The organism is Luoshenia tenuis, from assembly GCF_014384745.1.
Lineage (GTDB): Bacteria > Bacillota > Clostridia > Christensenellales.
In genome coordinates, this window is sequence record NZ_JACRSO010000003.1 from 85,005 (window position 1) to 99,891 (window position 14,887).

General features: G+C 55.9%; 11 protein-coding genes. All 11 read left to right on the plus strand.

All coding sequences use genetic code 11. The features are described 5' to 3' along the window. Window positions 1-129: 129 nt before the first annotated feature. Window positions 130-2,019: a DUF7507 domain-containing protein gene (locus H8699_RS07770; RefSeq protein ID WP_249285183.1), complete on the plus strand. Its 1,890-nt coding sequence runs from the start codon at window positions 130-132 to the stop codon at window positions 2,017-2,019. A 250-nt stretch (window positions 2,020-2,269) separates the two neighbouring features. Next, window positions 2,270-2,929 (plus strand): DUF2461 domain-containing protein, encoded by a 660-nt coding sequence (locus tag H8699_RS07775; RefSeq protein WP_138294721.1) that lies wholly within the window; start codon window positions 2,270-2,272, stop codon window positions 2,927-2,929. Between the two features lie 16 nt (window positions 2,930-2,945). Further along, on the plus strand, window positions 2,946-3,836 hold the full coding sequence (locus H8699_RS07780; protein ID WP_249285184.1) for a hypothetical protein: 891 nt from the start codon (window positions 2,946-2,948) through the stop codon (window positions 3,834-3,836). A gap of 40 nt (window positions 3,837-3,876) precedes the next feature. Continuing rightward, window positions 3,877-5,076, plus strand: a complete 1,200-nt coding sequence (locus tag H8699_RS07785) for an MFS transporter (protein ID WP_249285185.1) — start codon at window positions 3,877-3,879, stop codon at window positions 5,074-5,076. Between the two features lie 138 nt (window positions 5,077-5,214). Continuing rightward, window positions 5,215-6,408 (plus strand): MFS transporter, encoded by a 1,194-nt coding sequence (locus H8699_RS07790; protein ID WP_249285186.1) that lies wholly within the window; start codon window positions 5,215-5,217, stop codon window positions 6,406-6,408. A gap of 115 nt (window positions 6,409-6,523) precedes the next feature. Further along, window positions 6,524-7,411, plus strand: coding sequence for a 2-hydroxy-3-oxopropionate reductase (gene garR / locus H8699_RS07795; protein ID WP_283244179.1), 888 nt, complete (start codon window positions 6,524-6,526; stop codon window positions 7,409-7,411). A gap of 77 nt (window positions 7,412-7,488) precedes the next feature. Continuing rightward, window positions 7,489-8,538 (plus strand): NAD(P)-dependent alcohol dehydrogenase, encoded by a 1,050-nt coding sequence (locus H8699_RS07800; RefSeq protein ID WP_243125598.1) that lies wholly within the window; start codon window positions 7,489-7,491, stop codon window positions 8,536-8,538. A 276-nt stretch (window positions 8,539-8,814) separates the two neighbouring features. Beyond that, complete coding sequence (locus tag H8699_RS07805; protein ID WP_249285187.1) at window positions 8,815-9,648, plus strand: amino acid kinase family protein; 834 nt, start codon at window positions 8,815-8,817, stop codon at window positions 9,646-9,648. A 332-nt stretch (window positions 9,649-9,980) separates the two neighbouring features. Further along, a complete protein-coding gene (locus H8699_RS07810; RefSeq protein ID WP_249285188.1) occupies window positions 9,981-11,360 on the plus strand; it encodes an ABC transporter substrate-binding protein in 1,380 nt (459 codons plus the stop codon). A 319-nt stretch (window positions 11,361-11,679) separates the two neighbouring features. Then, window positions 11,680-13,056 carry an ABC transporter substrate-binding protein gene (locus tag H8699_RS07815; protein ID WP_249285189.1) on the plus strand — a complete coding sequence of 459 codons (1,377 nt, stop codon included), beginning with the start codon at window positions 11,680-11,682 and terminating at the stop codon, window positions 13,054-13,056. 295 nt (window positions 13,057-13,351) lie between these two features. Beyond that, window positions 13,352-14,725: an ABC transporter substrate-binding protein gene (locus tag H8699_RS07820; protein WP_249285190.1), complete on the plus strand. Its 1,374-nt coding sequence runs from the start codon at window positions 13,352-13,354 to the stop codon at window positions 14,723-14,725. Window positions 14,726-14,887: the final 162 nt, after the last annotated feature.

Below are 14,887 nucleotides of genomic sequence, written 5' to 3' on the forward strand. Positions count from 1 at the left end.
TGCCTTGCGCGCCTGCAATATAAACTTTACTTGACAGTAATGGACGCGAAAAGTAGAATAAAATCGGTAAGATGTGCGTATTTATGCACCCCGACGAGGGAGATTGAAGAATAAAGAGGTGGAGGACTGATGCGCAAAAAGACTGCGGGGCGGGGGATCGCCCTGATATTGGCGCTGCTGATGGCGGGGCTGCTGATGATCCCCAGCGCGGCGGCGCAGCCCAGTACCGGTGTGGATATTTCCTATTCCGCTGACCCGGCGGAAATGAGTGCGGCGGGGACCGTGCTAATCGCCGTAACGGTCAAGAACCCTGTAGGCAACGCTACGATGACGGGCGTGACGATCCAGGAAAACGGGCAGATCGTAGAGGAGCTGCAGGATATCGAGGCGGGACGCAACCGCACGACGAATATCGAGTACGACTTATCCGAGAGCCAGCTGGGGCAAGCCCTGCCCTTGCAGCTGCATTATACCCTGGATGGGGAGCAGTATAGCGAGGCCATACCGGTAGTCGTCAAAAAGATATCGGCGGCGCCGTCGCTGGAGTTTACCCGGGAGGTGGACCGCAATCCGGTAGAGCCGGGGGGGACGGTCAACGTGACCTATAAGCTGCGCAACGCGGGCAATGTGGCGATCACCAATATCCAGGTAAAAGACGATGAGCTGCACTTTAATAAAAAGCTGGATCTGCTGCAGGTAGGGGATACGCAGACCCTGACGCATAGCCTTGCGGTCGAGGCGAATATCAATTCCACCCCGGCGGTGACCTTTTCCGCTGCGGGCCAGGGCTATGCCAAGACGCTGGATGCGATGCTGATCTCCGTGGCCGTGCCCACGGTGGATATAAAGACTACCTGTGACCAGATGAATCCCGCGGCGGGGGACACGGTCACCATTAAGACAGAGGTGGTCAACCGCGGCAATATCACGCTGAAAAACATCGAGATCAGCGACGCCAACCTGGGCGTCGTTCACCAGGCTCAGCAGCTGGAGGCGGGCAAGTCGCTCTCCTTTGAGCAGGAGCTGAAGATCGAAAAGAACCAGACGGTACAGTTCAAGCTAAGCGCGATCAATACGGTAACGGGATCCACCTTTACAACGGAGGGGCAGCCGCTGAACTTCCAGGTCAAGCTGGAGGGGAACCCGGTGGATCTGCAGGTCCAGGTCAAGGCCGACCCGGCCGAGTTGGAAGAGCCGGGAACGGTCAAGTTCACGGTCGAAATGAAAAACTATGGTAAAAACGCCTTAAAGGATCTGGTCATCTCGGAGGCAAATAGCGGCGAGCTGGAGAAGGTGACCGGGGAGCTGGTTGCGGGCGAGACCAAGACGGTGGAGATCAATTTAAGCGTGCTCAAATCCCAGAGCTATGAATTCACCGTCAAGGCAGTGGATACAGCCTCTGGTATAGAGGGCAGCGGCCGCGCTGCGCCCATTGCCATTAATGTGCTGAGCGATCAGGCCCAGGAGGGCGAAGAGGACCAAAACGGCATGATGACGGCGCTTTGGAGCGTATTGGGCGTGATCGCCTTCTTGGCGGTGGCGGCAGGTGTGGTGCTGATCATCCTCAAGCGCCAGCAGAAAAAACACGGGCCTAAAGGGCCCAAACCCGGGACAAAGGGCGGCAAGCCCCAGCCGGCGGTTCCCACCGGACGGGTGGTGCGCCCGGTGCCGGACCCGTTGCCGGAGGAGGATATGCAACCGGATGCCGAGGACGAAGGGTTGCCGCAGGGGCCGATCAGAGATATGGACGATCTGGACATTCTGCCCATGGAGCAGCCGCAGCCTTCAGCACCGGAGATAGAAGAGCTGCAGGAGGACGATGCGCTTAGCGGCCCAGGCCCCGTGCTGATGAATGACGATCTGTGGCGGGCGGCACAGGAACCGGATTGGGAAGAGGAGGAGCCGGGCAGCTGGGAGGAGAACGCCTACGGGCAGATCAACGTCCGGCGGGATGCCAATGCGGGCCGGCTGCCGGTCCAGCCGATAGATGATGATGGAGAGGATAAGCCGCAGGTGTAAGCGCGGCCGGAGGCGAGGGGAGTCGAACCCCTCGCCTTTTTGCTGCACGGGCGACGCAGAATAAAATGTAACATTTTGTTATTCTTGTACCTAAAAACAAGGGTTCGACCGGCGTCTTGTCCCTGAAAAGGCCCGAATATCGGGTTTTCGGGCGTTGCAGCGCGCTGTCCCCGGGCGAGGAGGCAGGGTTGCATTTGCGGGGGGCGAGCAGGTATAATAAAGTGTCGGATTATGGGGAGGGATCATTACAATGGCCTTTACGGGTTTTTCTCCGGAATTGCTGGATTTTTTTATGGGCGTGCGGCTGAATAATTCCAAGGCTTATATGGATGCGAACCGGGAGGTCTATAAGCGCGTGGCGCGGGAGCCCTTTTTAGCCCTGGCCGCCGAACTGGCGCCCGTGGTGGCCCGCATCGATCCGGCTCTTGAAGTGCGCCCGGAGCGGGTGGTATCCCGCATTAACCGGGATACGCGCTTTAGCAAGGATAAAAGCCCTTACCGGGATCATCTGTGGATCGGCTACAAGCCACCAAAGACGCGGGCCAGTGAGGCCCACGGCTTCTTTTTTGATGTGACGCTGGAGGGTTATCACTATGGCTGCGGGATCTGGGGCGAGGTGCGCCCGCTGATGAACGCCTTTCGGGACCGGGTGGAGGCCTTCCCGGATACGTTTCGTCAGCTCCTTTCAGAGCCTAAGCTCAAGGACTTTGCCGTTGGCGGAGACCTGTATAAAAAAGACCGCAAGCCCGAAATCGATGCGGACCTCAAGCCCTGGGTAAACCGCAAGAGCCTGTTTTTGGAGTTTGAAGGCCCCTTGGGGGCAGGGCTCTTTACGCCTCAGCTGGCCCAGGAAGTGCGGGCGGGCTTTGAGGCTATGGCGCAATGGTATCGCTTTGTGATGGGTATTTAGATAGATGGAGGAAGCTATGAGCAATACGAGATGGATTATCGAACGCGAAGAACAATCGATCATTCTGGTCACCGAGGAGCTGGCCAAGGGCCGCGGACATAAATCAAAAAAGACCCTGCCGCGGGAGTTGGTGCGCCTGGTGTGCCAAAATCTGGCGGCGGTCACCAATATCTGCGAGGCGGTCATGCTCCGCTCAGAAAAGGAGATCGAAACGCCGGTGCAAAAGGAAACGGCGGTCTGGCTCAAATCCGGGCTGATCAAACGGATGACCGGACGGCGCCGCTGTGTGGTGTTCTTTGCGCCCCCGGCGGAGCTGCTATACGCCAGCGAGGAAGAAGGGGAGTGGCCGGGAGATTTTCTGCTGATCGCCCCGGGGGATATGAAACGGCTCAGCGCCGCGCTCAACCGCTTCGCGCTAAAGGATTATGTGGAGTATTACGACGCCGTATGCCGCCTGAGTTTGGCGACTGTGGCTTTATATGACGATGCGGAGCTGGTCATCAACGCGCCCAGCGACGAGTGGTTGGCTACCGCCCTGAGCGGTATTGAAACGATCGAAGGATGCGTTGGCGGGCATGAGATCCTGCATAAGCTGCTGCAGAGCGTTTCCGCAGTCCAGGAACAGGCGCAAGAGGAGATGGGCGGCGAGGCGGAGACCGAGGCGGACATCGCCAAGCGGGTGGCCCAGCTGTTTTCGGACCCGGAATTTACCACCCATCCCTCCGAGCCGCCCAAGGCCTGGTACGACCTTTTAAGCCAGGAGGACGCTCAAAAGCAAAAGGATGAGCCGGCGCCGCCGCAGGACGAGCCTGCGCCGGAGCAAAGCGAACCGGAAGCGCAGGAGCCGCCCGCCCCGGCATCCCAGGAGCCGGAGCCTCAGGCACAGAGCGAGAAAAGCGGACAGTAGCCGCAAAAACAAACCCTTTTAGAAGGAGTACTGTGATCCTATGAATCCAGGCGCCAGCGCTCGTCGCGGTATGAAGATTTTTTACGTCTACTATGCGCTGCTGTACATGATCAATGCGTGCTCAGCGGTGTTTTCGATCTACTTTCAGAGCATCGGCTTTTCAGTCGCGCAGATCGGCCAGATCCTAGCTGTGGGCTCGGCGGTATCCTTGCTGGCGCAGCCGATCTGGGGTAAGGCTGGGGACCGGGCCAAATCCAAGATCCGCGTGGTGCAGCTGCTGGCCCTGTTGTTGGTACTGGTGGTGGCGGCCATGCCTTTTTCGGGCAGCTATGGTTACGTGCTGTTGGTATTTACGCTGTTTTTCTTTTTGGTCATCCCGCTGATCCCCATGACGGATGCGCTGACCATCGAGTACATGGACCGTACCGGGGGGCACTACAGCGTGGTGCGTGCCTGCGGCCCGTTGGGCTTTGGGCTGATCTCGCTGACGTTGGGGCCGCTGTTAAACGGACGGCCCACGTACGTGTTTTATCTGCTGGTCGCGATTTTGGCGCTGGTGGCGCTGCTGGGCTTTAAGGTGCCCAGCTTGCCCCATACCCCCCTGCCGGAAGGCGCGCTGCCCAAGCGCGCCCCCATGCGCGATCTTTTCAAGGATAAGGGGCTGTTGCTGCTGCTGGGCTTCCTAGTCCTGATGCAGATATCCCATAACTTCTATGCGGCGTTTGAGGCCGTATTCTGTTCGGATATCAGCGGCGGCGACAATAACCTCATCGGCTACAGCATGGCGCTTTGCTCGGTGAGCGAAGTGATCTTTTTGCTATTTGCCGATAAGTTGTGGCGCGCCATCGGCACGCGCAAGCTGCTGCTGATCAGCAGCGCTTTTATGATGCTGCGCTATTTCGGCCTGGCCCTGGTGGCCCAGCCGGCCATGCTGCTGGTGATGGATATGACCCATGCCTTCTGCTTTGCGGCGACCACCTTCGCCCTGGCGCGCTATATCGCGCGCTCTGTAGTGCCGGAACTGCAGATCAGCGGGCAGATGCTGGTGTGGGTACTGGCACAGAGTTTTGCCAAAATCGTTTCCACCCTGTTCGGCGGCATGCTGGTGGACGCCATGGGCGGCATCCAGCCGGTATTCTGGATTGCGGGGGGACTGGTGGCGGCCGCCGCAGCGGCGTTTATACTGCTCTCGAAAAAGGTCAAGGATCCCGAACAGGAGTGGCTTGCTTTACACATTTAATCCTTATAAACCAATATTATAGAAATAGAGAAAAGGGCATATCGTTGTCGCCCACCGGCCTGTTCAGGGCCGGATCATCCCGTTATCATCCGGGGGCGGGCCGCTCCCGGCGCAAATAGAAAAGGGGGATGGGTGCTCATGGGGGGAGAAAGCGCGGCGCGCCGCGGGAAGGGGATCGGGCAGTTCTATCTATTTTACGGGCTGGTGTATGTGACCACGGCCTGTAACTCGGTTCTATCGGTTTATTATGATGCGGCGGGGCTTACAGCCACGCAGATCGGACAGGTGTTGGCCATGGGCGCCGTAATGGGCTTTCTGGCGCAGCCGGTCTGGGGATGGGCGGGAGACCACAGCCGCTCAAAAATGCGCCTGGTACAGCTGCTGGTGCTGGCCATGATCGTGGTCATTTCGCTGATCCAGCTCAACAATACATTTCCATACATCATCGTTATGGCGTCGTTGTTCTATTTCTTTTTAAAACCGCTCAACCCCATGGTGGATTCGGTGGCTATCGAGTATCTGGACAGCGTAGGCGGCAGTTATAGCCGGGCGCGGGCCTGCGGCCCCATCGGCTACGGGTTGACCACGCTGGTGACCGGCGCCCTGATGGACCGCAGTGCGGGCAACGTCTTTTACGTGCTGCTGGCAGCGCTGGGCGTGTTGGCCGTGCTGTGCTTTTTTATGCCGGTCGTCCCGGGCCGCCAGTCCAGCGCGGCGCAGGGTAAAAAAGCCTCCATGTGGCTGCTGTTTCGGGACCGGGAGCTGGTCGTTCTGCTGGTCACCTTTGTGCTGATGCAGGTATCCAATAACTTTTACCATAATTTTCTCCCGCTCTTTTATCAGGAGCTGGGGGGCGATAATACCCTGATGGGGATCGGCCTGGCGATCTGCGCGGCCAGCGAGGCGCCGGTGCTCTTTTTTGCCGACCGGATCTGGCGCAGGATGGGCACGCGCAACATGTTTTTGATGTGCGGCGCGGTAATGACCTTTCGCCACTTCGGCATGGCTTTTATCAATTCACCCTATCTGATCTTCGTACTGGATACCACGCACGCCTTTTGCTTTGCGGCCACCAGTTTCGCCCTGGCGCGGTATGTGGCCACATCGGTCATCCCCGAACTGCGCACCAGCGGACAGATGATGATCTGGGGCCTGGCGCTGAGCTGCGCCAATGTGACCTCCTCCCTTGCCGGTGGGTCGCTGATCGATCTGTTTGGACGGGTACAGCCGCTCTATCTGTTTACCGGCAGCATCTGCCTGGCGCTGGTGGTGGGGTTGTTTATCTACTGCCGTATTTTTGCACCTCCTGCGGCGATACAGAAAATGCAATAATGCCCGTTAAAAAACAAAGTTTTCTATTGGTTAATCGAAATAATGATGATACAATAGGGTTGGAATTGGGGCGCCCGGGTTAATCACGGGCAGCCTCTCCAAAAGGAGTGAGATTATGCAAACAATCGGCTTTATCGGGCTGGGAATCATGGGCAAGCCCATGGCGGCCAACCTGCTGGGGGCAGGTTATCCGCTGATCGTTTATGATATCGTCCCCGAGGCGGTGGCTGAAACGGTGGCCAAGGGCGCCAAGGCGGCCAAGTCCCCGGCGGATGTCGCGCGGCAGGTGGATATCGTAGTCACCATGCTGCCCAACTCGCCCCAGGTCAAGACCGTGGTCTGCGGGGAGGATGGCGTACTTAGCGGCGCCAAGGCGGGGCTGATCCTGGTGGATATGAGTTCGATCGCGCCTCTGGCGGCCCAGGAAATCGCCCGGGAGGCGGGCAAAAAAGGCGTCGTCATGCTGGATTGTCCGGTTTCCGGCGGCCAGCCCAAGGCCGTGGATGGGACGCTGTCCATCATGGCCGGCGGCCCGGAAGAGGTATTTGAGCAGGTCAAGCCGATGCTGCTGTGCATGGGGGCCTCTGCCGTGCTGGTGGGGGACGTGGGCAGCGGGAATATGACCAAGCTGGCCAACCAGATCATCGTAGCGGGCAATATTGCAGCCATGAGTGAGGCGATGGTGCTGGCCTCTAAAGCGGGCATCGATGCGGAAAAGGTTTTTGAGGCCATCCGCGGCGGGCTTGCGGGCAGTACCGTGCTGGATGCCAAGATGCCGCTGATCCTGCAGCGCAACTTCAACCCCGGCTTCAGGATCGATCTGCACGTAAAAGACCTGGGCAACGTGGTGGAAACGGCGCAGGAGGTTGAGGCGCCCATCCCGCTGACGCAGGAGGTGCTGGAGATGATGAAACACCTGCAGGCAGAGGGCAAGGGCGGACAGGATCACGGCGGCCTGGTGCAGTATTACGAGGAAAAGGCCGGCGTAAAGGTCCAGAAATAGCGGTGCGTTTTAAGCTCACGTGGGGCTTAACGATATTACGAAACATTTAAAAGGGGAATACGAGGAGGAAGTAAACCATGGCAGAGATGAAAGCAGCAGTGATGACCAGCCTTGGCCATATCGAGATGAAAAATGTGCCTAAGCCCGAAAAGGCGGCCCCGGGCAAGGCCATCGTAAAGGTGGAATATGTGGGCATCTGCGGTAGCGACCTGCACTATTTCGAGCACGGCAAGATCGGCGATTATATCGTGGATTATCCGTTTATCCTTGGCCATGAGAGCGGCGGCGTAGTTACCGAGGTGGGCGAGGGCGTGACCAACCTGAAGGTGGGCGACCGCGTAGCCCTGGAGCCGGGTGTGACCTGCGGCAAGTGCGAGTTCTGCAAGACCGGCCGCTATAACCTGTGCCCGGATGTGGAGTTTTTTGCCACCCCGCCGTTTGACGGCACGTTTGTGGAGTATGTAGAGCACCCGGCGGATATGTGCTTTAAGCTGCCGGATAACGTATCCACCATGGAGGGCGCGCTGATCGAGCCCCTGGCCGTGGGCCTGCACGCCGCCAATCAGGTGAACGCGCAGATCGGCCAGAACGCGGTGGTATTGGGCAGCGGCTGCATTGGCCTTGTGACCCTGATGAGCCTGAAGGCTAAGGGTGTATCCCCGGTCTATGTGGTGGATGTGATCGATAAGCGCCTGGAGATGGCTAAGAAGCTGGGCGCGGACGTGGTGATCAACGCGGCCAAGGAGAATACTGTGGACGCGATCATGAAATTGACCGATGGCGCGGGCGTAGACCTGGTCTGCGAGACCGCCGGCAGCAAGGTGACCACCCAGTCCACGGTGGAGCTGGTCAAGCGCGGCGGCGATATCGTGCTGGTGGGCATGAGCCCGGATTCGGTTCTGCCCTATGATATCGGCACGCTGATGAACAAAGAAGCCACGCTGCACACGGTATTCCGCTATCGCAACCTGTATCCGGTGGCGATCGCCGCGGTGGCCTCGGGCGCGATCCCGCTCAAGGATATGGTGACCAACGTGTTCGAGTTTGACGACACGCAGCACGCCATGAGCTATAACTGCGAAAACAAGGCGGATGTGGTCAAGGCGGTCATCAAGGTGGCAGACTAATCTGCGATGTTTGAGCCGCCGCGCCCCTTCGCGGAGACGGTGGCGGCTATCGGCGCGGTAAAGATAAAAGTGCAGGGGGAGAGTCCTCCTGCACTTTTTTATGCGCGGGCTACAGTGACGCGCTGTAAAGGGGCTAAAATCCGTTTGTGGCCGTTTTAAGGCTGGGAGGCATTCCGAGCCATTACCTGGGCTAAGTTGCGCCTGGGGCGGGTTTATGGTACGATGAGGGGCAGATAAACGCGTGCGTTTTATAGGTTGAGGGAGGTTAATGCGATTATGGCATCGGGGATCGACGTAGTAGTCAAAATCGGGTCGATGGCGCTGATCCGCAAACGGGAGAACGACATCGATTATAATATTATCAGCCGTTTGGCCGGGGAATTGCGGCCGGGGATGATCCTGGTCTCCTCCGGGGCCACGGAGATCGGCCGGCTGGATTATATTAAGCGCGTAGGGCAGGAGCTCTATGGCGATCCAGATGAGGTCAAGACGGATTATTCGGCCCAGGGGCAGGCGATTTTGATGAATAATTACCGCCAGTTTGTGGACCAGCGCTATGCTGTTCGGCAGATTTTGGTAGAGCATCAACACTTTAACGATCCGGAAAAGCGGGAGTACATCCGCCGGATGCTGCTGCGCGCGCCGGTACAGCAGGCGATCCCCATCATCAATTATAACGACCCGGTATCCTTTGAGGAAAATCGTAAGATGGAGCTGAGCGATCTCAAGGCGCGGGCAGGGGAGAATCGGCATCTGGTGGAGTGCGTGGATAACGACGAAACCGCGGCGGTCATCTCGCAGTTGGTAGGCGCGCGGACGCTGCTGATCCTATCCTCTGTGGAGGGGATCTATCAGGACCCCGGCGATCCCGCCACGCTGGTGGAGCGGGTTACCGGTTCGGACATTCAAAGCGTGGTTGCGGCCATACGCGAGCTGCAAAAGTCCTGCGTAGGGGCCAGCCGTGCGGGGGCCAATGGCGCCAAGGCTAAGCTGGAATTCGTTTTAGGGCCGGTGCAGGCGGGCACGCGGGTCATCATCGGCCATGCGCGCCATAGCATTAGGGATTTGCTGGAGGGCCGCGTTGCGCGCACGGTGATCGGCGTGGAGTAAAAGCGGCAGGGGATGTAAAATCGGTTCAAAGAGGGCGGCATTAGCCGCCCTCTTTTTATGCGTCAGCGACTGAGAACGTAATAAAAAACGCGAATGATATGACTCAAATGTGAACTATATGAAGAAATTTGACTTATTAATGCCGTTAAATACATAATTATTTCATGATTGACATATTAATGACACATTTGTTATAATGGTCTTGCGGCCAAAGGCCGCGGGCATTCTCTGTCATGTCTATACGTCGGCATGCAGCGGGGCCTATACTCTCCGCACATTTCAATTTAGGGGGAAACAGGGAGAGATAAACGGATTAAGGAGGGGAAACACACATGTCTAAACGTATCTCTATTGTCTTTTGTCTGCTATTGGTCGTAGCGATGGCGTTTTCGATCGTAGGCTGCAATAACCAGCCGGCAGACTCGTCTTCCAGCGCGGCGCCTTCGGGCGAGGCTTCGGCGTCTTCCAGCGCGGCAAGCTCAGAGCCAGTCCACATGGAGTTCTGGGATATGGCCTGGGGCCCGGCAGAGAAGTATCCGCCTACGGCCGAGGCTATTGTAAACAAATATTGCCAAGAGGTAGCGCCCAACGTTTCCATCAACTATACCAATCTGCCCTGGAGCAACTGGTTTGAAACCTATTCAACCGCGGTTGCTTCCAACGGCGCGCCGGACGTGGCTATCGGCGGCGGCTTTATGCCCTTCCAGTTTGCGGTAAACAACGAGGCTGCGGACCTTAAGTGGATCGTAGACGAGTGGAAAAAAGAGGGCACGGATGACGATTTCCTCGAAGGTATGCTGGATTACTACGTGTTCAAAGGCAAAACCGTTGGTATCCCGTTCAACTATGACCCTCGCGTGATGTACATCCGCAAGGACTGGCTGGCCGACAAGGGCCTGTCTATGCCCACGACGTATGAGGAGTTCATCAACGTTGCCAAGGCCTTTACCGAAAGGGATAAGGAGATCTATGGCTTGGCTTTCGGCGTTGTGACCAACTCCGCTGGCCCGTTCAGCTCTACGGCTACCGGCAACGGCGGCATGCTGTACAATAAGGATGGCTCTGCGAATATCAATAGCGACCGTAACCTGCAGGTGATGAAATTCTTCCGTACGCTGAAGGATGAAGGTTGCCTGCCCGACGGTATTGAGAACTACTCCGGCGACGACGCGACCAAGCTGTTCAACGCGGGCAAGGCCGGTATCGTGATCAAATCCTGCGGCGACTATAAGAATGCCAGAACTACGGACGGCTTTACGGCTGACCAGGTTTGCATTCTGCCTCCGCTCAAATCGCCCTCCGGCGTGCAAAAAGAGCAGCTGTGCGTGAATGGTTACATGGTATTTGAACAGTCCCAGCACAAGGAAGAAGCGATGAAGTTCCTCAAATGGTTCTCGGAGAACAGCTCTGATCTGTGGGATCAGGACAAGGGTGGTCAGGATGGTTATCCCGCCCGCTTGAGCTACATGAACGAGATGGACGAGTTCCAGAAGGATTATCGCAAAGACGTGATCGATAACGTGTTGTCCAACGCCATCACGCTGTGCTACCCGCTGATCAGCGGCGTGCCCAGTGCTTCGGCGGCTGAGGGCCAGAAGTACGATATGATCTGCATGCAGGCGGCGCTGACCATGGATGAGGCCGGCATGAAGAAGACGCTGGAAGATCTGCAGGCAGAGTTCCAGAAAACGATTGAGGATCAGGATAAGTAAAAGCAAGCGCTTTTGTTTCCAAATAGAGGAGGCGGTCACCCGCCTCCTCTATTTATGTTTTATTAATATTGTTGTGAACAAATTTGAAAAAATATTTGGCGAATTGATTTTATAGGCGCGGTGGCGCTATAATGTCCACATAAAATCCGCATTCGAGCTAATTTCTAGTCCCGCAAATCTAACGGACGTAAATTTAATTCGTTCATCCCGATTTACCTATTGATACCGATATTCAGCGATAGGAATGTCGCGAATATTCGATATAGCGCAGCTATAAATATAGATTGGCTGTGTTAAATGATCAAAAGGGGGAACACACATGTCCAAACGCATCTCTGTCGTATTCTGTCTTATGTTGGCCGTGGCGATGGCATTCTCGACCGTAGGATGCGCGCAGCCCGCGGCGGACAGCGCTGCCAGCTCGGCCCCATCCGGCGATGCTTCTGCATCTACCGAGGCGGGCGGCGGTGAAGCGATCACCCTGGAGTTCTGGGATATGGCCTGGGGTCCGGCGGAAAAATATCCGCCTACGGCTGAAGCCATTGCGCACCGTTATACTGAAGAGGTAGCTTCCAATGTCACCATCAATTATACGAATCTGCCCTGGAACAATAACTTTGAGCAGTATTCTACCGCCGTTGCCTCCAACAGCGCCCCGGATGTAGCCATTGGTAATGGCTTTATGCCCTTCCAGTTTGCGGTGAATGACGAGGCGGCCGATATTGGCTGGATCGTGGATGAGTGGAAAAAGGAAGGTACCGATGGGGACTTCCTGGAAGGCATGCTGGATTACTATGTGTACCATGACAAGGTAGTGGGTATTCCGTTTAACTACGACCCGCGCGCGACCTACTATCGTGCAGATCTGCTGGCGGAAAAAGGCCTGCAATGCCCCACGACCTATGATGAGTTCATCAATGTGACCAAGCAAATGACGGATAAAGAGAACGAGTTTTACGGCTTTGCTTTCGGCGTCGTTTCGGATTCCGCAGGCCCGTTCAGCAATTATGCCACCGGCAACGGCGGCATGCTGTACGATAAAGACGGCAACGCGAATATTAATAGTGAGCGCAACTTGCAGGTGATGAAGTTCTTCCGTACATTGCTGGACGAAGGCTGCCTGCCCGAGGGCATTGAGGGTTACAGCGGTCCGGATGCCACCAAGCTGTTTGCGGCAGGCCAGGCGGCGTTCTGCTACAAAGCGGTTGGCGACTATAAAAACGCGGTCACCACCGATGGTTATACCACCGATCAAGTCAAGATCATGCCTCCGCTCAAATCGCCCTCCGGCGTGCAAAAGGCGCAGCTGTGCGTGAACGGTTATATGGTATTCGAGCAGTCCGCGCATAAAGAAGAAGCCATGAAATTCCTGAAGTGGTTCTCTGAGAACAGCGCTGACCTGTGGGATCAGGAGAAGGGCGCGCAAGATGGCTTCCCGGCCCGCCTAAGCTTTATGAACGAGCTTGACGAATTCAAGAAGGATTACCGACAGGAGGGGATCACCAAGATCCTGAACAACGGCATTACGCTGTGCTATCCTATGCTGAATGGTTCGCCCAGCGCCGCAATGGCTGAAGGCCAGAAATATGATATGATCATTTTGCAGGCGGCGCTGACGATGGATGAGCAGGGTATGAAAGATACGTTGGAAAAACTAAATAATGAATTCCAGCAAATCATCGATGAGCAGGATTGATGAACAGCTATAAGCAAAGTAAAACGGGGTGCAGCTTAGCTGCGCCCCGTTTCGCTATTATACGACAAATTTACATATTGACAAAAATAAGGCAAAAAGTTATACTTAACCAAAGAATATCGTTTGTTTACATATTATATTTACAAATCACGTATTTTGTCATAATTTAACTTTTTCATCTAATGGGATTACAAATATCATCTCGCCGGTTAGGGGATGGGCTGATATTTGCAATAGGGTGGACTGGCTATACAAATAAAGCCGGCACTCAAGAAATTCAAGAGGGGGAACACACATGTCGAAACGTATCTCTGTCGTCTTCTGTCTGCTGCTGGTTGTGGCGATGGCATTCTCGATCGTAGGATGCTCGCAGCCCGCGGACAACTCTGCTGGTTCGGCTTCGTCCGGCGATGCTTCTACATCCGCCGGTGCGGACAATGCTGAGCCGGTCGAACTGGAATTCTGGGATATGGCCTGGGGCAAGGCGGAAAAGTATCCGCCCGCGGCTGAGGCTATCATCGAAAGGTACTGCACTGAAGTAGCGCCCAACGTATCGATCAAGTACACCAACCTGCCCTGGGGCAACTGGTTCGAGACCTATTCCACGGCCGTGGCTTCCAACGGTGCGCCGGACGTGGCCATCGGCGGCGGTTTCATGCCCTTCCAGTTCGCGGTGAACAACGAAGCGGCTGATCTGCAGTGGATCATCGACGAGTGGAAAAAGGAAGGCACCGACGGCGACTTCCTGGAAGGCATGTTGGACTACTACGTGTATCATGACAAAGTAGTGGGTATTCCCTTCAACTACGATCCGCGCGCGACCTATTACCGCGACGACTGGTTTAAAGAAAAGGGCGTTGCGGTGCCCACGACTTATGATGAGTTCATCAGCGCAGCCAAGCAGATGACCGATAAGGAAAAGGGTATTTACGGTTTTGCGTTTGGCGTTGTAACGGATGCGGCTGGTCCCTTCATGAACTATGCTACCGGCAACGGCGGCATGCTGTATGACAAAGACGGCAATGCGAACATCAACAACGAGCGTAACCTGCAGGTGATGAAGTTCTTCCGCGCGCTGCTGGACGAGGGTTGCCTGCCCGAGGGCATCGAGGGTTACAGCGGACCGGATGCGACCAAGTTGTTCAGCGCTGGCCAGGCGGCGATTTGCTACAAAGCTGTAGGCGACTATAAAAATGCTGTGACATTGGATGGCTTTACGACGGATCAGGTCAAGATCATGGCCCCGCTGAAATCGCCCTCCGGTGTGCAGAAAGCTCAGCTGTGCGTAAACGGCTATCTGGTATTTGAGCAGTCTGAAAACAAGCCCGAAGCGATGAAGTTCCTGAAATGGTTCTCCGAGAACAGCCAGGATCTGTGGGATCAGGACAAGGGCGGCCAGGACGGCTTCCCGGCTCGCCAGAGCTTCATGGACGAGATGGATGAGTTCAAGAAGGATTACCGCCAGGAGGCGATCACCAAGATCCTGTCCAACGGCATCACGCTGTGCTACCCCATGATCAGCGGCGCGCCCAGCGCTTCCGCGGCAGAGGGTCAGAAGTTTGATATGATCTGCTTGCAGGCCGCTTTGTCCATGGACGAGGCTGGTATGAAGAAGACGCTGGAAGATTTAAATGAGCAGTTCCAGCAGATCATTGACGAGCAGGATTAGGAAAGAAGATTAGACTAGCAAAAAGAGAGGCGCCGCGGCGCCTCTCTTTTTATTGTGTCTTAAATGTGAAATAATAAGGAGGAAATATGTTTTAGTTGACGAAAATGTTTCTAATTGCTATAATCGTACATGAAATATTCATGATTACTGCAATGATTACAC

Bases quoted from the DNA above. Each gene is read 5' to 3' on its own strand.
- H8699_RS07785 (WP_249285185.1), top strand. From the start codon at position 3,877: ATGAATCCAGGCGCCAGCGCTCGTCGCGGTATGAAGATTTTTTACGTC.
- H8699_RS07800 (WP_243125598.1), top strand. From the start codon at position 7,489: ATGGCAGAGATGAAAGCAGCAGTGATGACCAGCCTTGGCCATATCGAG.
- H8699_RS07775 (WP_138294721.1), top strand. From the start codon at position 2,270: ATGGCCTTTACGGGTTTTTCTCCGGAATTGCTGGATTTTTTTATGGGC.
- H8699_RS07780 (WP_249285184.1), top strand. From the start codon at position 2,946: ATGAGCAATACGAGATGGATTATCGAACGCGAAGAACAATCGATCATT.
- H8699_RS07805 (WP_249285187.1), top strand. From the start codon at position 8,815: ATGGCATCGGGGATCGACGTAGTAGTCAAAATCGGGTCGATGGCGCTG.
- H8699_RS07815 (WP_249285189.1), top strand. From the start codon at position 11,680: ATGTCCAAACGCATCTCTGTCGTATTCTGTCTTATGTTGGCCGTGGCG.
- H8699_RS07820 (WP_249285190.1), top strand. From the start codon at position 13,352: ATGTCGAAACGTATCTCTGTCGTCTTCTGTCTGCTGCTGGTTGTGGCG.
- H8699_RS07810 (WP_249285188.1), top strand. From the start codon at position 9,981: ATGTCTAAACGTATCTCTATTGTCTTTTGTCTGCTATTGGTCGTAGCG.
- H8699_RS07770 (WP_249285183.1), top strand. From the start codon at position 130: ATGCGCAAAAAGACTGCGGGGCGGGGGATCGCCCTGATATTGGCGCTG.
- H8699_RS07790 (WP_249285186.1), top strand. From the start codon at position 5,215: ATGGGGGGAGAAAGCGCGGCGCGCCGCGGGAAGGGGATCGGGCAGTTC.
- garR (WP_283244179.1), top strand. From the start codon at position 6,524: ATGCAAACAATCGGCTTTATCGGGCTGGGAATCATGGGCAAGCCCATG.